Origin of the sequence: Flavimobilis marinus, from assembly GCF_900113055.1 — a bacterium.
Lineage (GTDB): Bacteria > Actinomycetota > Actinomycetes > Actinomycetales > Cellulomonadaceae > Flavimobilis > Flavimobilis marinus.
In genome coordinates, this window is the sequence record NZ_FONZ01000004.1 from 216,900 (window position 1) to 232,489 (window position 15,590).

Consider the following 15,590-nt stretch of genomic DNA (forward strand, 5'->3'; position numbering starts at 1 on the left):
CCACGCGGCTCCGCCGCACCCCGCGTTCCTCGTCAAGGAGATCGAATGTCCACCGGCAAGCTGAAGCTCATCGATCGCGTCAGCGCGATCAACTGGAACCGCATCCAGGACGACAAGGACCTCGAGGTCTGGGACCGCCTGGTCGGGAACTTCTGGCTGCCCGAGAAGGTCCCGCTGTCCAACGACATCCAGTCGTGGAACACGCTCACGGCAGACGAGAAGCAGCTCACCACGCGGGTCTTCACCGGCCTGACGCTGCTGGACACCATCCAGGGCACCGTGGGCGCCGTCAGCCTGATCCCCGACGCGCTCACCCCGCACGAGGAAGCCGTCTACACGAACATCGCGTTCATGGAGTCGGTGCACGCCAAGAGCTACTCGTCGATCTTCTCGACGCTCATCTCCACGCAGGAGATCGACGACGCCTTCCGCTGGTCGGAGGAGAACGTCAACCTGCAGCGCAAGGCCGAGATCGTGCTGTCGTACTACCACGGCGACTCGCCGCTCAAGCGCAAGGTCGCGTCGACCCTGCTCGAGTCGTTCCTGTTCTACTCCGGCTTCTACCTGCCGATGTACTGGTCGAGCCGCGCCAAGCTCACCAACACAGCCGACCTCATCCGCCTGATCATCCGCGACGAGGCCGTGCACGGGTACTACATCGGGTACAAGTTCCAGAAGGGCCTGGAGAAGCTCACCGCCGCCGAGCGCGACGAGATGAAGGCCTACACCTTCGAGCTCCTCTTCGAGCTGTACGAGAACGAGGTCCAGTACACCCAGGACCTCTACGACGGCGTCGGCCTGACCGAGGACGTCAAGAAGTTCCTGCGCTACAACGCGAACAAGGCGCTGATGAACCTCGGCTACGAGGGGCTCTTCCCCAAGGACGAGACGAACGTCAACCCGGCGATCCTCTCGGCCCTGAGCCCCAACGCGGACGAGAACCACGACTTCTTCTCCGGCTCGGGCTCCTCGTACGTGATCGGCAAGGCCGTGAACACCGAGGACGACGACTGGGAGTTCTAGGAAGCGCTGGATCGCAGCGACCCTGATGTGACGAAGCCCCCGCACCGACGAACGGTGCGGGGGCTTCGCCGTGCGGCGCGCCGGGGCGCGTGGCTCAGTACGCGTCGAGGATGTCGACCACGAAGACGAGCGTCGAGTTCGCAGGGATCGACTCCGAGGCCTGGTCGCCGTAGCCCTTGTCCGCGGGGATGACGAGCAGCACCTGGCTGCCGACCTTCTGACCGGCCAGACCCTCGGTCCAGCCGGGGATCACGCCGGAGAGCGGGAAGTCGGCGGGGGTGCCGCGGTCCCAGGACGAGTCGAAGACCGTGCCGTCGAGCAGCATCCCGGTGTAGTGCGCGGTGACGGACTGGTCCGCGGTCACCTCGGGGCCGTCGCCCTCGATGAGCGGCTGGACGACGAGCTCCGTCGGGGCCTCGTAACCCTCGGGGATGTCCACGGACGGCTTGCCCGTGTCGTCGAGCGTCACGGTGGGCAGGCCGGCCTCGGGCTCGACCGCGGTGCCCTCGGCGCGCGTGGGGACGGTGCGAGCGCCGGTGATCTCGAGGGCCATGACCTCGGTGGTCGTCGCGCCCTCGGCGCCCTCGACGGGGCTGAGGAAGACGATCCGGCTGCCGATCGTGGCACCCGTCAGCGCCTGGGTCAGCGCGGGGAACACGGTCGTGTCACCCAGGACGATCTCCTCCGGAGTGGCGCCGTACGTCGTCGACAGGACGCTCGCGTCCGCGCCGCTCGTGCGGACCAGCTGGATGGAGAGCTTCTGGCCGTCCTCGACGACCTCGCCGTCTCCCTCGCTGTACACCTTCGCCACGGGAGCCGTCACGCTGACCTCGGGCTCGAAGGTGACGGTGGGCTCGGCGCCCGCGGCCAGCTCGGCACCGTCGGGACCCTCGAGCGTGATAGACGCGAGGGCGGCGAGGTCCTCGGCCGTGGGCTCGGCGGGAGCCTCGGTGGTCGGGGAGGCTGTGGGCGTCCCGGTCGTCGTCGACGCGCTCGGCGTGGCCTCGTCGTCGGACGAGCACCCGGTCAGGGCGAGGGCCGCAGCCAGGCCGAGGACGACGGCGCGGCGCTTCATGGTCGTGTTCACTCAGGTTCCTTCGGGGTGCGTATGGGGCAGATACCTCGCGCCACGATACGGGGTCGGTCTGGGTATTCGCTGGGCGGCTGGCCCCGCAGGCACAATGGGGACGTGCCATCCTCCCGTCGATCACGCCGTCACCAGCCCTACCGGGAGCTGGACCTCGAGCGTGCGACCGGGGGCCGCACCACCCAGCGCCGCGGAAGCGAGGAGTGGACCGTGCAGCGCGTCCGGGGCGCCGAGAAGTCTTACGTGTGCCCCGGCTGTCACCAGGCGGTGGCGCCCGGGACCGGGCACGTGGTCGCCTGGGCGAACGACTCGATCTTCGGGCCCGAGGCAGCGCTGGCCGAGCGTCGTCACTGGCACACGGCCTGCTGGGAGCGCGCCCGGTGAGCACCGGTGGTCCCGCGTCGCGCGCCTGGCTAGGCTCGTGGCGATGAGCGACCACACGAGCGTCCCGACCCCCCGCACACCGCCGACCAGCGAGCACGAGATCCGCGCGACCAGCGTCCTGCCCGCGCGTCGCGAGGACATCGAGCTGCACACGGCGGACGGACTCACGCTCGTCGGCGAGCTTGCCCTGCCGCAGGACCGCCCGCCCGTGGCGACGCTCGTGACGCTGCACCCGCTGCCCACCCACGGCGGCTACATGGACTCGCACGTCCTGCGCAAGGCTTCGTGGCGGCTCCCGGCACTGGCCGACCTCGCGGTGCTGCGCTTCAACACGCGCGGGACCCGGTCGCCCCGGGGGACGAGCGAGGGTGCGTTCGACGGCGGCGCGGACGAGCGGCACGACGTCGCCGCAGCGATCGAGTACGCCGAGTTCCACGACCTGCCGCGCCGTTGGCTCGTCGGCTGGTCGTTCGGGACCGAGCTGGCGCTGATGCACGGCGCGGACCCGGCAGTCGAGGGCGCGATCCTGCTGTCGCCGCCGCTGCACCGCGCCACCGACGCGGACCTCGACACCTGGGCGGCGTCGGGCAAGCCGCTCGTCGTGCTCGTCCCCGAGCTCGACGACTACCTGCGTCCCGACGAGGCGCGCCAGCGCTTCGCGCGCGTGCCGCAGGCGACGGTGATCGGCGTTGACGGCGCCAAGCACCTGTGGGTGGGGGAGCCGTCGGTGCGCCGGGTGCTCGACGAGATCGTCGCGCACGTGCTGCCGGAGCACGGGCCGCTCCCCACGACCTGGTCCGGTGACGAGACCACCGGTGACGACGACGAGGACGCCGGCCCCGAGGGCCGGACCCTAGAAGGAGAGTACTGATGCTGCGCGACGGTCTGCTCGCTGTCCGAGAGCTGCGCCAGGGGCACGGGACGCCCCTCGTGCTCCTGCACGGCTTCCCCCTCGACTCCCGGATGTGGGCCGACGTCGTCGACCTCATGCCGGGTGAGCCCCACGTGCTCGGGATCGACTTCCCGGGCGCGGGCCGGTCCCCGGTCGGCGCCGACGTCGCCGAGCGGCTCGGCACGTCGGGCGACCCCTCGATCGAGCTGGCCGCCGACGCGGTCGCTGCGACCCTGCGGGCCCGGGGCATCGACCGTGCCGTCGTCGCGGGGCTGTCGATGGGCGGGTACGTCGCGCTCGCCCTCGTGGAGCGGCACCCCGAGCTGGTCGCCGGGCTCGGTCTGCTCGACACGAAGACGACCGCGGACCCGGACGACGCGCGCGCGAACCGCCTGCGGATCGCCGACCAGCTGGAGGCCGAGCACCGGGTGGACGCGGTCCTCGGGATGCGCACGAGCCTCCTCGGCGCCACGAGCCGCGGCGCGCGCCCGGACCTCGCCGCGCGGCTCGAGACGTGGATCCGCGACCAGGGGCCGCTCGGCGTGGCCTGGGCCCAGCGCGCGATGGCCGCCCGGCCGGACCGCAGCGCCGTGCTGCGCGGCTTCGCCGGTCCCGTCGTCGTCGTCGTCGGCGACGAGGACGAGCTATCGCCCCCTGCGGGGGCGCGAGAGATGGCCCAGCTGGCCGCCGACACCCAGCTGGTCGAGGTGCCCCGTGCCGGGCACATGACGGCGATCGAGAGCCCCGAGCCGGTGGCGAGCGCGCTCGCGACCCTGCTGCGCCGGGCCTAGCGCGGTTCCTCGGGCGCGACGCGGGCGAGCGCGTCGCGCAGGTCGATCGACTCGCCGTCGCGGCCGCCCGCCCCGAGCACGAGCGGCGGCTCCGACGGGCGCAGCCGTGCGCCTCTGAGCCGGGCGCGCAGGCCGCCGTCGACGACGAGCACGTAGAACTCGCCGTCCTCGCCCACCGCCGCCGACTGGTTGGTCCGGACGTACCAGCCGCGCCGGTCCGTCCGGAACGGCCCGCGCCCGCCGTAGTCGCGGGCCGTGAGCGGCTCGGGCTCGATCCCTTGGCTCTGGGCGCGCGCGACGAATGCCGCGATCAGCGCGCGCGCCTGGCGCGTCTGCTGCTCACGCTGGGCACGCAGCCGTTCCTCGTGCGCGAACGCAGCCTCGCGCCGCTCGGCAGCCCACTCGCTCACGCAGGCGCCTCAGCGCTTGCCGGGCTTGCGGTCGTCGGGCTCCACGTCCGGCACGTCGAACGCCTCGGCGTCGGTCGCGACGTCGGTCTCCTCGGCTGCGGTCTGCGCGTCGTCTGCCCCCTCCGCGCTGAGGACGTCCGGTGTCCCGGGCTCGGCCGGAAGATCGGCCTCCTCGAGCACCTCAGCGTCGACCGTACCTGCGTCGACGACCTCGGCAGGCGCCACGACGTCGTCGTCCAGGAGCGGCACCTGCATGGCCTGGAACGACTCCTCGGCCTGCGACGCCCGCTCGAGCGTCGCGCGGCTCGGGATCGGGTCCCCGCCGAGCAGGGCGCGCAGCTCGTCGAGGTAGGTCGTGATCGCCTCGCGCTGCTTGTTGAGGTCCTCGACCTGGCGCTGCGCGGTGGTGCGCTCGCGGTCGGCCTCGATCACGGCGTCGGACAGGGTCTTCTCGGCGTGCTCGCGGGCCTCGGCCAGCACGCGGTCGGCGTTGCGGCGCGCGCCGGCGAGCAGCTCCTTCGCGTGCTCGTCCGAGTCGCGGCGGATCTTCTCGGCCTGCTCGACCGCGCGGGCCACCCGGTTCTCGGCGTCGGCGGCGTGCGCCTCGGCGTCGCGGACCATCCGCTCGGTCTCCGCACGAGCGGCGTCGTGCCGCTCGCTGTCGGCGCGCTCGGCCGCCTCATGGCGCGAGGCGATCTCGAGGTCCGCGTCCGCGAGGGCCTGTCGTGCCTGCTCGAGCAGCGCCGCGGCCTCGGCACGGGCGGCACCCAGGACGTCGTCGGCCTCACGCTGGTTCTCGGTGCGGGTGCGCTCGACCTCGAGCCGCGTGGCCTCGCGCAGCTGCGCGGCCTCGCGCTCGCTCCTCTCACGCAGGTCCGCTGCGGCGCGCTCGGTGGCCTCGCGGAGCTCGGTGGTCTCCCGGGCGGCCCGCTCCCGCAGCGTGGCGGCCTCGAGCTCGGTGGTCGTCCGCAGCTCGGTGGTCTCCCGCTCGGCCGTCGCGCGAAGGTCGGCGGCGTAGCGCTCGGCGTCCGCGCGCTGCTCCTCGACCTCGCTCTGGGCGTCGGCGCGCAGCTGCGCGACCTCGTCGGCGACCCGGTCGCGCAGCTCCGTGGTCTCCCGCTCGGCGGTCGTCCGGGTGAGCGCTGCGTACTGGTCCGCCTCCTTCTTCAGGGCGCTGGTCTCGGCCGCGGTGCGCCGGCGCAGCTCGGTGGTCTCCTTCTCGGCCGTCGTGCGCAGCGTGTCCGCGTACTCCTGGGCGCTCGCGCGGACCTGGGCCGCGGCGCTCTCGGCCTCCTCGCGCAGCGTGGCGGCGTCCCTGGCGGTGCTCGTGCGCAGCGTCGTGGTCTCGGTCTCGACCTCGGCGCGCAGGGCCGCCACGTCCTGCTCGGTCTGGCGACGCAGCTGGCTGGTCTCGACGTCCGCCGTCTGGCGCAGGTCCTGCGCGTAGCGCTCGGCCTCCTCGCGCAGCGCGCTCGTCTCAGCCTCGGTGCGCGACCGGAGCTCGACGGCGTCGCGCTCCGTCGTGACGCGGAGCTCGGTGGTCTCGCGCTCAGCCGTGGCGCGCGCGGTGGCGATCTCGCGCTCGAGCGTGGCACGGCGCTCGCTCACCTCGGTCTGGGAGACGCCCTGGATCCGTGCGGCCTCGCGCTCGGCGGAGCTCACCATCTCCTCGGCGCGACGCTGCGCGGACGTCACCGTGCTCTCGGCCTCCGTGGCCGCCGCGGCGCGGGTCTCCTCGGCCTCCCGCCGGGCCGTGGCGACGATCTCCGCGACCTCGTTCTCGGCGCGCGCGCGGACCTGGCCGGCGGCGAGCTTCGCGCGAGCCAGGGTGTCGGACGCCTGGGCGTTGGCCTGCGCGACGACGTCGGAGGACTGCTCCTCGGCGGAGCGCATCAGCTGCTCGATGCGCGAGCCGAGCCCGGAGTAGGTAGGACGCTCGGCTTCGCGGAGCTGGCGCTGGGCCTCCGAGAGCTCACCACCGATCTGCATCGCGCGCTCGTCCAGCGCGGAGACCTGGGAGCGCGCGGTCTCGAGCTGTGCGGTGAGGCGGGCGAGCTCACCGTCGACCTGAGCGCGGTCGTAGCCGCGCATGACGACGGGGAAGAGAGGACGATCTTCAGACACTGCTCTGGCCTCTTCAATCGGTGGTCAGGGGTCACGGTCGACGCGATGGCTCTGCTGGTACACACTATCGGGCTGGACTCGTGCGCACGCGCGCGGCGACGGCGCAGGGGCGAGCGCCGTAGGCTGGTCGGACCGACAGGAAGGTTGTGACGGTGCTCAGACGCGTCGTAGGCGTGCTGCTCGTAGTGCTCGGACTGGCCGCGATCGCGGTGGCGACTGCCTCCGCGACCATCTGGCGACCCTCGGACGTCGTCACGGCCCGCGCCGCGGCGAGCGACGTGGCCATGATGACGACCGCACCCGGGGTCCTCGACCTCGTGGGCGACGAGGTCACGCTGACGGCACGCGCTCGGGACGGCGCCCCGGTCGCGCTCGTGCTGGGCGACGAGCGCGACGTCGCGGGCTGGGTCGGTGCCGACCCCGTCGTGGAGATCACCGGCCTCGAGTCGTGGACGACGCTCGCCACGCAGGCGGGTGACGCAGGCGACGGTGATCCGACGCCGGCAGAGGAAGGCCTCCCGGACCCGACGGCGTCGGACATGTGGATCGCCAGCGCCCGCGGCGAGGGCACCGCCTCCCTCACGTGGGACGCCCCGGCCGGTCGAGTGCAGGCGCTCGTCGTGGTGCCGGGCGCGGACGGTGTGAGCCCGGAGCTCGAGCTCTCCTGGCCTCGCGAGGTCTCGACCCCGCTGCTGGTTCCCGGTGTCGTGGCGGGAGCGATCCTGCTCCTCGTCGGCGCGGCGGTCCTGGTGCGAGAGTTGCTGCGCGCACGCCGGCGGCGGACCGCGGTCGAGCCGGATTCGGCCGCCGCAACGACACCGCCCGCGGGTGTACCGAGCCGGGACACCGCGCCCGCCGGGAGCCCGGCGCCGGGCATCGCGGTCCCGGGCGACGACAGCGCACTCGCGGCCGGGCCCGCAGCCGCCGGCACGGTCTCGGCTGCCGCCCGCAGCGCCATGACGCGCCGCGAGCTGCGCGAGCTCGCCGAGCGGGAGGCCGCCGAGCGCGAGGCCGCGGAGAAGGCCGCCCGCGCCGCGGAACGGCGCGCGCGGCCACGCACCGGCATGCTTCCCGCCGTACGGCGCGCCACGTCCACGGGTCCCACGCCTCAGGTGCCCGAGCCGCAGGAGACCCCGACGGCGCCGGAGACTGCTGCCCAGCCGAGCTCACCGGAAGCCACGCGGGCCGACGCGTGGCGTCAGGCTTGGGGCTTCGGAGAGACGAGCTGGGCGCCCTACCAGCCGGACCGCGACACCGAGTCCGCCGGCACCAGCAAGCCTGCTGCGGACGAAGCGCCCGCCGCGGACGAGACCGGCGGCACGACCGCCCCGCCGACGAGCACCGGAGGTGCCCGATGACCCGCTCCGCCCAGCGCACCCGGACGAGGACCGGCGCCGCCGCGCTGGTCCTGGCGCTCGGCCTCACGGCGTGCGCGCCGGAGATCCCGACCCCCGACCCCGAGGCGCCGCCCGTCGCCGCGCGTCCCGTCCTCGCCCCCGAGCAGGTGAAGGCGGTGCTGGCCGACGTCGGGACCGCGCTCGAGCAGGCCTCCACCGAGCTCGACCGCGACGCCGTCGACGCGCGCCTGACGGGACCCGCGCGCAAGATCCGTCGCACCGAGCTGTTGGTCGCCGAGGTGCTCGAGACCACGGAGTACGTGACTCAGCTCCCCACCGCGACCAAGAGCGTCATGGTCTCGACCGCCGAGACGTGGCCGCGGGTGGTCCTGGCCGTCTCGGAGCAGCCCGAGCTGCAGACCGAGCGCCTGCTCGTGCTCGAGCAGCCGTCCGCCCGAGCGCAGTACCAGCTCTGGGCGTGGGTGCGGCTCTTCCCGAACGTCGAGCTGCCGGCGTTCGCCGCCGCGGCCACCGGGTCCGCCCAGGCGGCGGCCGACGCCGAGGGCTACGTGATGACCCCGGACGCCGCCGTCGCCGCCTACGCCGACGTGCTGAGCAAGGGAAGCAAGTCCGAGCACGCGGAGCTCTTCGCGGACGACCCGTTCCGACAGCAGATCGCGCAGATCAAGAAGCTCCAGAACGAGGCGCTCGAGGCAGCGGACGGCAAGCAGACCCTGACCTTCTCGGCCGTGCCCGGCTCGGTTCGGGCCCTCGAGACGGTCGACGGCGGCGTCGTCGTGGTGGGGGAGATGACCGCGCTCGAGGACCGCGTCGCCGAGAAGGGCGCGACGATCGCTCCGGGGTCGCAGATCGAGAAGGCGCTCGCGCGCAAGCTCGACGTGGAGAACGAGATGTCGATCTCCTACACCTCGACCGTCGCCCTCTACCTGCCGGCGGAGGGAACCGACGAGGCGCCCGTGGTGCTGGGCGTCGAGCACGTCGCGACCGCCGCCGACATCCCGTCCTGACCGCACCCGACCCTGCCCGCCGAGGCCGCGCCTCGACGCGGCTCAGACCCAGGAGTGACTCATGACCCAGCCGATCCCCGACCCGCGCCTGGACGTCCGCGGCGCCGTCGACCTCGCGTCCTTCGGGCGTCCGTCCGCTCCGCCGCCCGGCGCCCCCGGAGGCGCGCCGGCCGCCGGCGGCGTCGTCGAGGACGTCACGACCCAGACCTTCCCAGCGCTCGTCGACCGGTCCCGCGAGGTCCCGGTCGTCGCCCTGCTGTGGATCGCGACAGACGAGGCCATCGCGCGCTTCGGCGCCCTGCTCGGGACGGTCGTCGAGTCCTACGGCGGGCGGCTGCTGCTCGCCAGGATCGACGTGCAGGAGCACCCGACCATCGGCCAGGCCTTCCAGGTCCAGGGTGTCCCGACGGTCGTCGCGATCCTCGGCGGCCAGCCGGTGCCGCTCTTCCAGGGCGCGGCCGACGAGGCCCAGGTCCGTGAGGTCCTCGACCAGGTCCTCACCGCGGCCGAGTCGAACGGCATCACGGGTCGGGTGGACGGGACGAGCGACCCCGAGCAGGCTGACGCCCCGGCCGCCGACCCGGAGCCCGAGCTCCCCCCGCTGCACGCGGCCGCCTACGAGGCCATCGAGGAGGGGGACCTGGACAGCGCGATCGCGGCGTACACCCAGGCCCTGAAGGAGGACCCGCGAGACGCGCAGGCGGCCGCGGGCCTGGCGAACGTGCAGCTGCTGGCGCGGACGGCGACGGCGAACCTGGCTGCGGTGCGCGAGGCCGCCGCACAGCAGCCCGACGACGTGGCTGCCCAGCTGGCCGCGGCCGACCTCGACCTGGTCGGTGGGCACGTCGAGGATGCGCTCGGGCGCCTGCTGGAGCTCGTCGCGCGCGTCGGCGGCGACGAGCGCGAGCCGCTGCGCGTGCGGCTCCTCGACTACTTCGCGATCCTCGGTCCGCAGGACCCCCGGGTGGCTCCGGCAAGGCGTCGGCTGGCGACCGCGCTGTACTGAGGCGCCGGCGCGGGCCGGCGCACTGCTGTTGAGCACGGAGGCGGCCGGGGTGACCCGGCCGCCTCCGCTGCGTCAGCCCTCGTGCACGAGGTACAAGGCGGCGAGCGGCGGCACCCGGACGCCTGCGGAGAAGGGCTGGCCCATGCGGGGGACCTCCTCGGCCTGGACGGCTCCCAGGTTGCCGACGCCGGAGCCTCCGTAGACCTCGGCGTCGGTGTTGAGCGCCTCGCGCCACACGCCGCCGGCGGGCAGCGGCAGGCGCCAGCCCTCGTGGGTGGTGTCCGCGAAGTTGATGACGACCGCCACCATCCGTCCGCCGACGCTCCGGCGGACGAAGGCGAGGATGTTCTCGTCGGCCGCCTGGGCGTCGAGCCACGCGAAGCCGTCGGGCGTGTGGTCGAGCTCCCACAGGGCGGGCTCGTCCCGGTAGAACCGGTTGAGGTCCCGGACGGTGCGCTGCACGCCGCGGTGCGGCTCGTGGTCCAGCAGGTACCAGTCCAGGCCGGCGTTCTCGTTCCACTCGGTGCCCTGCGCGAGCTCGATGCCCATGAACGTCAGCTGCTTGCCCGGGTGCGCCCACTGGTAGGCGAGGAGCGCGCGCGTGCCAGCGAGCTGCTGCCAGTCGCCGCCGGGCATCTTGCGGGGGATCGAGCCCTTGCCGTGCACGACCTCGTCGTGGCTGAGCGGGAGCACGAACTGCTCGGAGTAGGCATACACGAGCGAGAAGGTGATCTCGCTGTGGTGGTACCGCCGGTTGATGGGCTCCTCCGCCAGGTAGCGCAGGGTGTCGTTCATCCAGCCCATGTTCCACTTGAGGCCGAACCCGAGCCCGCCCGCGTCGGTCGGAGCCGTGACGCCCGGCCAGGCGGTGGACTCCTCGGCGATCATCATGATGCCGGGGCTGCGACGGTACGCGGTCGCGTTGGTTTCCTGGAGGAACGCGATCGCCTCGAGGTTCTCGCGGCCGCCGTGCGCGTTCGGACGCCACTGGCCCGCCGTGCGCGAGTAGTCGAGGTAGAGCATCGAGGCGACGGCGTCCACGCGCAGCGCGTCGATGTGGAACTCCTCGAGCCAGTAGGTCGCGTTCGCGACGAGGAAGTTGCGGACCTCGTTGCGGCCGAAGTCGAACACGTAGGTGCCCCAGTCGGGCTGCTCGCCGCGCAGGGGGTCGGCGTGCTCGTACAGCGCGGTGCCGTCGAAGCGCGCGAGCGCCCACTCGTCCTTGGGGAAGTGCGCCGGCACCCAGTCGAGGATCACGCCGATGCCGGCACGGTGCAGCGAGTCGACCAGGTGGCGGAAGTCGTCCGGACTGCCGAACCGCGACGTCGGGGCGTAGTAGGAGGTGACCTGGTATCCCCAGGAGCCACCGAACGGGTGTTCCGCGACGGGCATCAGCTCGACGTGGGTGAAGCCCATCTCGACGACGTAGTCGGTCAGCTGCTCGGCGAGCTCCCGGTAGCTCAGGCCCGGTCGCCACGAGCCCAGGTGCACCTCGTAGATGGACAGGGGAGCGCTGTGCGGGTCGGTCGCCGCGCGCTGGGCGAGCCAGGCCTCGTCCGACCAGGTGTGGTGGGCCTCGACGACGACGGACGCCGTCGCGGGCGGCACCTCGGTGCCCTTCGCCATGGGGTCGGCCTTCTGGCGCCACGACCCGTCCCGCGTGAGGATCTCGTACTTGTAGCGGGTGCCAGCACCGACGTCGGGCACGAACAGCTCCCACACGCCCGAGTCCCCGAGGGTCCGCATGGCGTGCGAGGCGCCCTGCCAGTGGTTGAAGTCGCCGACGACACGCACGGCCTGGGCGTTCGGGGCCCACACGGCGAACGCGGTGCCGCGGACAGCGCCCAGCTGCCCCGGGTAGGTCTTGAGGTTGGCACCGAGGACGGTCCACAGCTCCTCGTGCCGACCCTCGCGGATCAGGTGGCGGTCCATCTCCCCGAGGGAGGGCAGGAACCGGTACGGGTCGTCGAGAGTCGTGAGGGTGTCCCCGTAGCGGACCTCGACCCGGTAGTCGGGTACCTGCGCGGTGGGGAGCACGGCGACCCACACCCCGTCCTGCTCGTGCGCGGCCTCGTGCCGGCCGGTCGCCGTCGTGATCGTCACCGCGTCGGCGAGCGGTCGCAGGACGCGGACGGTCGTGGCGCCGTCGGCCACGTGCGGGCCGAGCACCGTGTGCGGGTCGTGGTGGCGGCCGGCGGCGATCGCGGCGAGGGTGTCCGGGTGGACCGGGGTGGCGTTCGGGAGGGGCGCGTTCATGGGGCTACCTTTCCACTACTGAGTCGTGAGCGGCGGTCGAACGGGCGGGGGTCCGGCGCTACCCGTGAGCCTGGGTGAGGATGCGGTCGACGGCCTGCAGGGGGATCCACAGCCAGTCGGGCCGGTTGTTGGCTTCGTAGACGACCTCGTAGAGGGCCTTGTCGAGCTCGAGGGCGAGCACGAGGTCCTGCTCGAGCGCTGCGAGCGCCTCCGCGTCGGGCTCGGGGAGGACGGCGCGATATCCGGCGAGGAAGGCCTCGCGGGCGTCGAGCGCCCACTGCGGGTCGTTCGCCTGGCCCACCGCTGCTGCGTAGTCGAACGAGCGCAGCATCCCGGCGACGTCGCGCACGGGGAGGTCCGGGCGGATGCGCTCGGCGACGGGACGCATCGGTTCGCCCTCGAAGTCGAGGATGCGCCACCCGGTGTCCTCGGCCCACAGCGCCTGCCCGAGGTGCAGGTCTCCGTGGACGTGCTGCAGCTCGAGCAGGTGGTCGGCGGCGTCCGGCAGCGCGGCGCCGAGCTGGGCGAGCAGCTGCTCGATCGCACGGGCGCGGGAGCCGAGCGCGTCGACGGCGTCGACCGCGCCGCGGGCGCGGCGGCGCAACTCGGTCCGCAGCCACTCGAGGCCCACGGTCTGACCGGCGCTCGGCATCGCGCGGGCGAGCGCGAGGTGCATCTCGGCGACGGTGCGGCCGAGGTCGCGCGCCTGGTCGGTGAAGCTGCGCTCGTCGGTCGCGAACGCGCAGGCGAGCTGGAACCCGTCGCTGGCCCCGTCGACGAACTCGCACAGCACGCCGAGGTCCATCAGGTCGATGCCGTGCTCGGACGACGCGAGCTCGAGCCACGCGTACGGCCGCGGCACCCCGGCCCAGCCCGCCTGCACGAGCGCGCGGGGGATGTCCACGTCCGGGTTGGCACCCACGGCGACCGTCCGGAACACCTTGCAGATCGCGCCGCCGGCGACCTTCGGGAACAGGATCGAGGTGTTGGACTGCTCGACCGCGAGCACGCGCGCGCCGGCGAGATCGGTGTCGACGCCGTCGCGGGAGTCGGCCTCGCCCCACTGCGCGAGGGCGAGCCACGACGCCCAGAACACGGGGTCGTAGCAGGCGTCGATCAGCACGGTGCCGTCGAGTTCAGCTATCCGCTCCGGCGCGTCGGTGGCCACGTCGGTCCGGCGGACGACGGGCACCTGCACGACCACGGGCTCGCCCTCGCCCTGCACGCGCAGGAGGTGGATCACCGGGTCGCTGCCGTCGCCGAACCGCACGCTCAGCCACGGCTCGATCCGGGCCGAGCCGTGCTTGACCGGGAACCAGCGCCGCCCGGGGAGCCAGGCCCGCAGGGCGTCGAGCTCTGTCTCGGTGGGGGTGTCAGCGAGGACGAACGGTCCGAGCTGCTCGGTGAGGTCGAGTCCGGTGCGGGTCATCGGGCTGCCTCCCTGCCGCCGGACACGGTCTGCTCCGTCCGCGCGGGTGCGGTGACGCTCACCCAGTAGAAGTCGCGCGAGCCGAGCGTCCAGCTGATCGTGCCGTCGTCGCCGACGACACCGAGGCCGGAGCCGCCGAACACGTCGACCAGCTCGAAGCCGGCGTGGTCCGGCAGGTGCAGCCGCGTGGCGCGCGCCGTGGCGGACAGGTTCGCGACGCAGAGGATGGTCTCGTCGTCCGTCACGCGCAGGTAGGAGAGCACCGCGTCGTTCTCGCTGACCACGGGCACGAACGCCCCGGTCCCGAAGGCCCGGTGCTTGCGGCGCACGGACAGCATGCCGTGGACCCAGTGCAGGAGTGACGACGGCTGGGCGAGCTGCGACTCGACGTTGGTGCCCTCGTAGTTGTGCACGAGCGACTGGATCAGCGGCAGGTACAGCTTGCCGGGGTCGGCCGTCGAGAAGCCGGCGTTGCGGTCCGGGGTCCACTGCATGGGCGTGCGGACCGCGTCGCGGTCCGGCAGCCAGATGTTGTCGCCCATCCCGATCTCGTCGCCGTAGTACAGGCACGGGCTGCCCGGCAGGGAGAGCAGCAGCGCGTGGCTCAGCTCGATCTCCTTGCGGGAGTTCTCCAGCAGCGGGGCGAGGCGGCGGCGGATCCCGACGTTGGCGCGCATGCGCGGGTCCGGGGCGTACCAGCCGTACATGCTGGCGCGCTCCTCGGTCGAGACCATCTCGAGCGTGAGCTCGTCGTGGTTGCGCAGGAACGTCGACCACTGGCCGCCGGCGGGGATCTCGGGGGTGTCCGCGAGGATGTCGAGGATCGAGCTCGCCCGCTGGTCCCGGATGGCGTAGTAGATGCGCGGCATGACGGGGAAGTGGAAGCACATGTGGCACTCCGGCTTCTCCTCCGTGCCGAAGTACGCCACCACGTCGTTGGGCCACTGGTTGGCCTCCGCGAGCAGGATGCGTCCGGGGAACTCCGCGTCGATCATCGAGCGCACCGTGTTGAGGAACTCGTGCGTGCGCGGGAGGTTCTCGCAGTTGGTGCCCTCCTCCTCGAAGAGGTAGGGCACGGCATCCAGGCGGAAGCCGTCGACGCCGACGCGGCACCAGAACCGCGTGACGTCGAGCATGGCCTCGACGACGTGCGGGTTCTCGAAGTTGAGGTCGGGCTGGTGGGAGAAGAAGCGGTGCCAGTAGTACTGGCGCCGGACCGGGTCGAACGACCAGTTCGAGGTCTCGGTGTCGACGAAGATGATGCGGGCGTCGCCGTACTTGGTGTTGTCGTCGCTCCACACGTAGAAGTCGCCGTACGGGCCCTCGGGGTCGGCGCGCGAGGCCTGGAACCACGGGTGCGCGTCGCTGGTGTGGTTCATCACGAGGTCGATCACGACGCGGATGCCGCGGGCGTGCGCCTGCGAGATCAGCTCCTGGAAGTCCTCGATGCTGCCGTACTGGTCGGCGATCGACGTGTAGTCGGCGACGTCGTACCCGCCGTCCCGCAGGGGCGAGGGGTAGAACGGCGGGAGCCACAGGCAGTCGATGCCGAGCCACTGCAGGTAGTCGAGCCGGTCGATCAGGCCGCGCAGGTCTCCGGTGCCGGCGCCCGTGGAGTCGGAGAACGCGCGGACGATCACCTCGTAGAAGACCGCGGTGCGATACCACTCGGGGTCGTCGGACAGCTCGCGGGGCACCATGGGCGCCACGGGCTGCCGCTTCGCGGGCAGCGCCTGGACGGGCAGCGGCGCAGTCAGGGGCGGTGGCTCCCGGCGCACGACGGGACCCTCGGCCGGGGCGGCAGGGGTCGTGGGCGGACCCGG

At 72.9% G+C, this 15,590-nt stretch carries 13 protein-coding genes; 7 read left to right on the forward strand and 6 right to left on the reverse strand.

The window, feature by feature from the left end:
• Window positions 1–45 precede the first annotated feature (45 nt).
• A complete protein-coding gene (gene nrdF, locus BMZ30_RS11975) occupies window positions 46–1,023 on the forward strand; it encodes a class 1b ribonucleoside-diphosphate reductase subunit beta (protein ID WP_093379133.1) in 978 nt (325 codons plus the stop codon).
• A 94-nt stretch (window positions 1,024–1,117) separates the two neighbouring features.
• On the opposite strand, the gene BMZ30_RS11980 is transcribed toward nrdF, so the two are convergent.
• Window positions 1,118–2,110: an FKBP-type peptidyl-prolyl cis-trans isomerase gene (locus BMZ30_RS11980; protein WP_229828826.1), complete on the reverse strand. Its 993-nt coding sequence runs from the start codon at window positions 2,108–2,110 to the stop codon at window positions 1,118–1,120.
• A gap of 102 nt (window positions 2,111–2,212) precedes the next feature.
• On the opposite strand from BMZ30_RS11980, the gene BMZ30_RS11985 reads away from it, so the two are divergent.
• From BMZ30_RS11985 to BMZ30_RS11995, 3 genes are read left to right on the forward strand one after another with little or no spacing between them, the layout of a single operon-like run.
• Complete coding sequence (locus BMZ30_RS11985; protein ID WP_093379134.1) at window positions 2,213–2,494, forward strand: hypothetical protein; 282 nt, start codon at window positions 2,213–2,215, stop codon at window positions 2,492–2,494.
• A 43-nt stretch (window positions 2,495–2,537) separates the two neighbouring features.
• The gene (locus tag BMZ30_RS11990; protein WP_093379248.1) at window positions 2,538–3,365 is read left to right on the forward strand and encodes an alpha/beta hydrolase; all 828 of its coding nucleotides are present in this window, start codon (window positions 2,538–2,540) and stop codon (window positions 3,363–3,365) included.
• The gene (locus BMZ30_RS11995; protein WP_093379136.1) at window positions 3,365–4,177 is read left to right on the forward strand and encodes an alpha/beta fold hydrolase; all 813 of its coding nucleotides are present in this window, start codon (window positions 3,365–3,367) and stop codon (window positions 4,175–4,177) included. The genes BMZ30_RS11990 and BMZ30_RS11995 overlap by 1 nt, the downstream gene beginning before the upstream one ends.
• Here the strand turns inward: BMZ30_RS11995 and BMZ30_RS12000 are convergent.
• Together BMZ30_RS12000 and BMZ30_RS12005 are read right to left on the reverse strand one after the other, a co-directional pair.
• A complete protein-coding gene (locus BMZ30_RS12000; protein ID WP_093379138.1) occupies window positions 4,174–4,587 on the reverse strand; it encodes a hypothetical protein in 414 nt (137 codons plus the stop codon). The two genes, BMZ30_RS11995 and BMZ30_RS12000, sit on opposite strands and share 4 nt — an antisense overlap.
• Window positions 4,588–4,596: 9 nt before the next feature.
• Window positions 4,597–6,678, reverse strand: coding sequence for a coiled-coil domain-containing protein (locus BMZ30_RS12005; protein WP_093379140.1), 2,082 nt, complete (start codon window positions 6,676–6,678; stop codon window positions 4,597–4,599).
• 185 nt (window positions 6,679–6,863) lie between these two features.
• Between BMZ30_RS12005 and BMZ30_RS12010 the strand changes: the two genes are divergently transcribed.
• The 3 genes from BMZ30_RS12010 to BMZ30_RS12020 all read left to right on the forward strand — a co-directional run bounded on the left by BMZ30_RS12010 (window position 6,864) and on the right by BMZ30_RS12020 (window position 10,082).
• Entirely contained in the window at window positions 6,864–8,069 is a 1,206-nt protein-coding gene (locus tag BMZ30_RS12010) for a hypothetical protein (protein WP_143073202.1), read from the forward strand.
• Entirely contained in the window at window positions 8,066–9,076 is a 1,011-nt protein-coding gene (locus BMZ30_RS12015) for a DUF8094 domain-containing protein (RefSeq protein ID WP_093379144.1), read from the forward strand. The genes BMZ30_RS12010 and BMZ30_RS12015 overlap by 4 nt, the downstream gene beginning before the upstream one ends.
• Window positions 9,077–9,137: 61 nt before the next feature.
• Complete coding sequence (locus BMZ30_RS12020) at window positions 9,138–10,082, forward strand: tetratricopeptide repeat protein (protein ID WP_093379145.1); 945 nt, start codon at window positions 9,138–9,140, stop codon at window positions 10,080–10,082.
• Between the two features lie 72 nt (window positions 10,083–10,154).
• Here the strand turns inward: BMZ30_RS12020 and glgB are convergent, their stop codons facing one another.
• The 3 genes from glgB to treS are packed head-to-tail and all read right to left on the reverse strand — an operon-like array spanning window position 10,155 to window position 15,467.
• Entirely contained in the window at window positions 10,155–12,338 is a 2,184-nt protein-coding gene (gene glgB / locus BMZ30_RS12025) for a 1,4-alpha-glucan branching protein GlgB (RefSeq protein WP_093379148.1), read from the reverse strand.
• Window positions 12,339–12,396: 58 nt separating this feature from the next.
• Window positions 12,397–13,767: a phosphotransferase gene (locus tag BMZ30_RS12030; protein ID WP_177191366.1), complete on the reverse strand. Its 1,371-nt coding sequence runs from the start codon at window positions 13,765–13,767 to the stop codon at window positions 12,397–12,399.
• Complete coding sequence (gene treS, locus BMZ30_RS12035) at window positions 13,764–15,467, reverse strand: maltose alpha-D-glucosyltransferase (protein ID WP_373296878.1); 1,704 nt, start codon at window positions 15,465–15,467, stop codon at window positions 13,764–13,766. Before treS ends, BMZ30_RS12030 begins: the two co-directional genes overlap by 4 nt.
• Window positions 15,468–15,590: the final 123 nt, after the last annotated feature.